This is a genomic window from Stenotrophomonas sp. HMWF023 (assembly GCF_003060985.1).
In the GTDB taxonomy this organism is placed as follows: Bacteria; Pseudomonadota; Gammaproteobacteria; order Xanthomonadales; family Xanthomonadaceae; genus Stenotrophomonas; species Stenotrophomonas lactitubi.
Map to the genome: position 1 here is coordinate 1 of NZ_QAIJ01000119.1, position 3,885 is coordinate 3,885.

The window sequence follows — 3,885 nt, forward strand, 5'->3', positions numbered from 1 at the left end:
GCCAGCCACGGTCTGAAGGCCGGCACCCGCGCCCTGCTCAACACATCGCCGGAGCCGGCCAGCAACTGGGTCGCCTCGGCGGCCGAAGATACCGTGGTGATCGGCGGGCTGGCGCTCGCGCTGGCGCACCCATGGATCGCGCTGGTGGTGGTGCTGGCCTGCAGCCTGGCCGGTGCATTGCTGGTCTGGCTGGTCTGGCGCACCCTGTGGAAAAGCGTGCGCTGGTTGGCACGTGGCGGCAGCGACGACGGACAACGGCAACCCGGTACCGGCTGATCGGCAGGCTTGTCGCATAATGGCCGCGAACACCAGGAGCATCGATGGCCGCAAACGAATCCGCCGCGGGCCCCCGCCCGGGACGCGCTGAAACCCCTCCGGCCGATCATTGGCAACGTTGGGCCGCCCCCTTGGCTGCGGCGACGCCTGCCGAAGCACCGTCGTCAGCGACCGTGCAGGTGCCGGCCTCGTCAGCACCCAGCGACAGTGCCCGACTGGGTGCCCCGCCGCCGCTGCCCTCCGCCGCAGCACTGCCAGAGGCGGGCAACAGTGACGTGGCGCCTGTCGACGCCGACTCGCCCTACCGCGTGCTGATCGTCGAAGACGACCGTGCCCAGGCCCTGTTCGCACAGAGCGTGCTGCACGGCGCCGGCATGCAGGCGATCGTGCTCGGCGATGCCGATGGCGTGCAGCAGGCCATCCGCGAGCAACGCCCGGACCTGATCCTGATGGATCTGCACCTGCCCGGGCTGGATGGCATGCGGCTGACCGCGATGATCCGTCAGCAGCCCGGCATGCAGCTGCTGCCGATCGTATTCCTCAGCGGCGACCCGGACCCGGAGCGCCAGTTCGAAGTGCTCGACTGCGGTGCCGACGATTACCTGAGCAAGCCGATCCGGCCGCGCCACCTGATCGCTGCGGTGGCCAACCGTATCCGCCGCGCACGCGCGCAGGCCGCGACCCTGCCGGGTGCCAACGGTGCACCGGCGACCAGCAACCCGGAAACCGGGCTGCCCACGCGCCACCACGTGCTGCAGCAGCTCAACGCAACGCTTGCCCAGCACGAACGCGGTGGCGTGTTCTTCGTGGAAATCTCCAGCGCACTGGGCCTGCGCGAGCGCTACGGCTACGCGGCCTTCGAGCGGCTGATGGTGCAGGCCGGGCAACGCCTTGCCGAAGCTGGCCATCCGCACCTGTTGGCGCGCCTGAACGACAACAGCTTCCTGCTGCTGGCACGCAACACCGATGAGGACAGCCTGGAAGCGATTGCCGGCACCCTGCGCGAGCAGCTGTCCGCGCGCGCCTTCGTGATCCGCGACGACGAATCGGTGCACCTGCGTGGTGTGGTCGGCTACGCGCCGCTGTCGCCGGGTTTCGACGATGCCAGCAGCGCCCTGGAAGCGGTCGAACGCACCACCCTGCAGGCACGCCTGCTCAGCGCCGGCGTGGCGGGTCATGTGCATCGCCAGGTGACCACCGAGCAGGAACACCTGGCGCTGCTGGAAGGCCAGCTGGAGCTCGCTTACCAGCCGATCGTCGCCGTCGCCGGCGGCAGCAGCGCGCAGTACCAGCTGCTGCTGCGCCTGCGCCGGGCTGATGGCAGCGTGCTGACCGCCGGCCAGGTGATTCCGGCGGCCGAAGCCGCCGGCCGCATCGCCGACCTCGACCAGCAGGTGCTGGAGCATGCGATGGGCCTGCTCGACCTGTATCGCCACGCCACCCAGCCGCTGAACCTGTTCGTCTCGCAGTCGCTGCGTACCCTGCAGCGCGATGCCTTCGCCGACTGGCTGCTGGAATCGCTGCAGCAACGCCGCCTGCCCGGCAGCGCGCTGGTGATCGACGTGCGCCTGCCCGATGCGCTGATCCACACCGTGCCGTTGCAGCAGTTCTGCCAACGCATGGCCAGCGTCGGCGTGCGCTTCTGCCTGAGCCAGTTCGAACCGGGCAGCGAAGCGCTTGCCCTGCTCACCCAGCTGCCGCTGTCGTTCGTGCGCATGGCCGCACGCTTTTCCAGCAGCCACTCCAACCCGGATACGCGCGAAGAACTGCGCCAATCGATCGAGCAGGCGCATGCAGCCGGTCTGCAGATCATCGGCCAGCAGATCGAGGATCCGCAGGCAGCGGCCGCGATGTGGGTCGGCGGTGTCGATTACATCCAGGGCAACATGGTGCAGTCGGCCGGCAGCGACCTGAACTTCGACTTCCACAACGCGGTGCTCTGAGTGTCACCGACGGTCGCGCTGCTGGCGGTGCTGGCCCTGGCCAGCATCGCCCTGCTGGTACTGGGCCTGCGATTGCGTTCGCGCAGTCACACGCTGGCGGCACTGCAGCGCGACCGCATCACCCTGATCAGCGAGCGCGACCAGCTGCGGCGCACCACCGAGCGCCAGGGCCAGCTGGAACATCAGCTGCTGCAGGCCAAGCAGGCGGCCGAAGCGGCCGTGCTGGCCAAGGGCGAGTTCCTGGCCACCATGAGCCATGAGATCCGCACGCCGCTCAACGGCATCCTGCCGATGCTGGAGCTGATCGCCCGTGGTCCGCTCGGCGAGGACCAGCGGCAGATGCTGGCCACTGCCTCGGCCAGCTCGCAGCAGCTGCTGCGCATCGTCGATGACATCCTCGATTACTCGCGACTGGAAGCGCAGGCACTGGAACTGGAAATCACCAGCTTCAACCTGCGCGAACTGCTCGACGGCGTGGTGCAGCTGCTGCAGCGGGCCGCCGAAGCCAAGGGCCTGACGCTGAGCCTGCAACTGGATCCGGCCGTGCGTCTGCCGGTGCGCGGCGACCCGGTGCGCCTACGCCAAGTACTGGGCAACTTGCTGGCCAATGCCATCAAGTTCACCGCACGTGGCCAGGTGCAGCTGCGCGTGCAGCGGCTGGGCGAAGGCCCCGCCCAGCACCAGCTGCGTTTTGAAGTGATCGACACCGGCATCGGCATCGATGAGGCCCAGCAGGCGCGGCTGTTCCAGTCCTTCAGCCAGGCCGACGCGTCGACCACACGCATCTACGGTGGCACCGGCCTGGGCCTGGCCATCTGCAAGCGCATCACCGACCTGATGCATGGCGACATCGGCGTGCGTTCCCCCCCGGGACAGGGGGCAACCTTCTGGTTCGAAATACCGCTGCTGAAGGTCCCCGGCGATCTGCCGGCGCTGGCACGCTCGCCGGCAGCGCTGCTGCTGTACACCGTCGATGTGCAGCTGCAGCCACGCGTCGAACGCATCGCCGCGCACCACGGCCTGCAGGTACAGCTGCTGGCCAGTATCGATGAGGCAATGGAACGCCTGCGTGCAGCGCCACGTCCGGGCCAGAGCACGCCGGCATGGCTGCTGATCGACGCGCGCCAACGCCGCAATGGCGAGGCGGCCCTGCAGCGGGCCCTGGCCGAGCGCGGTGCCGACGACACGCTGCAGGTGCTGTGGCTGCAGGACGATCCGGTCACGCTGCGGCCGCGCCAGCAGCAGCTGCACAGCACATTCAACGATGCCGCCCTGCACGCGCTGCTGGCGCAGCCAGCCGCCACCGCGCGTCCGGCAGCGCTGCTGGCCAGCGCCGAAGACGCTCAGCCGGCCGCCACGCTGCCGTCATTGGATCTGCGTGTCCTGCTGGTCGAGGACAATACGGTCAACCGGATGGTGGCCGAGCACCTGCTGCGGGTCTTCCAGTGCCAGGTGCGCAACGCCGCCGACGGCGAGCAGGCCCTCGCACTGTTGCGCGAAGGTGGAATCGACGTCGTGCTGATGGACTGCCAGATGCCGGTGCTCGACGGCTACAGCGCAACACAGCGCTGGCGCAGGGAGGAGGCCGATGCGGGGCGCACGCGGCTGCCGATCATCGCGATGACCGCCAACGCCATGGCGGGTGATCGCGAACACTGCCTGCAGG

Annotated in this window: 3 protein-coding genes; all 3 read left to right on the forward strand. The window is 69.0% G+C overall.

Features of this window, described 5'->3' with window-relative positions:
• Positions 1-276, forward strand: a 276-nt coding sequence (locus DBR20_RS06170) for a DUF4126 domain-containing protein (RefSeq protein ID WP_146186958.1), incomplete at its 5' end; no start/stop codon positions are given.
• A 44-nt stretch (positions 277-320) separates the two neighbouring features.
• Positions 321-2,219, forward strand: coding sequence for an EAL domain-containing protein (locus DBR20_RS06175; RefSeq protein WP_108265573.1), 1,899 nt, complete (start codon positions 321-323; stop codon positions 2,217-2,219).
• The coding region (locus DBR20_RS06180) for an ATP-binding protein (protein ID WP_258223226.1) at positions 2,220-3,885 on the forward strand (1,666 nt) is incomplete at its 3' end. It abuts the gene before it with no gap.